Source organism: Methylophaga sp. UBA5088, from assembly GCF_002414625.1.
GTDB lineage: Bacteria > Pseudomonadota > Gammaproteobacteria > Nitrosococcales > Methylophagaceae > Methylophaga > Methylophaga marina.
On sequence record NZ_DIAC01000036.1, the window covers coordinates 370 to 974 of the forward strand.

The following is a 605-nucleotide window of genomic DNA, read 5'->3' on the forward strand; positions in this document are numbered from 1 at the left end:
CAGATCCAGAACGAAGCTCCATAGTCATTTCAGAGCTCTCTTTCCGAAGCAAAGTCCATGTCCTAGCATCCTTAGTTAAATTTATGGCGCCTTCAACAAGGTTTAATACAGGCAATGACGACACACTGGAATGTTGGAGAAAAATAGAGCGTCAATGCTTTCGAGCAGAAGAAAAAAGAAATCAAATTTTGCACTCTGAGTGGTCTGGGCCTTACCTTAGCGAGTTAAAGGCAGAAAGAATTAAATCTACAGCCAAAGCAAAAAAGGGTTTCGTTAGAACTACCGAAACAATTAATGATGCTGATCTACTTGATATCGCAGACTACATTATTTATGTCGCAGTTCAGCTTGAAGAGTTTTTCTTCGAAATTACGCCTAACAAATCATTCAAGGAGGGACCGCCCTAATCGAAACCAAGGGGTTAGATACTGTCTGACCCCATTGGTTCTACACCCTTATTAGGTAAGTAAATGAGTATCATATCAAAAAAATTCAGCGCGAAAATAACAACTTTAAAGGCAGAGTTTGAAGGCAATAGAGATGTTGTGCATCAGGGAATAAAAGGCGGGTTAAACGAAAGCGAGCTTTCCGATCTAATTAGAGAC

At 40.0% G+C, this 605-nt stretch carries 1 protein-coding gene; it reads left to right on the plus strand.

Features of this window, described 5'->3' with window-relative positions; genetic code table 11:
• Positions 1-407, plus strand: a 407-nt coding sequence (locus B4K20_RS04885) for a hypothetical protein (protein WP_289282076.1), incomplete at its 5' end; no start/stop codon positions are given.
• Positions 408-605: the final 198 nt, after the last annotated feature.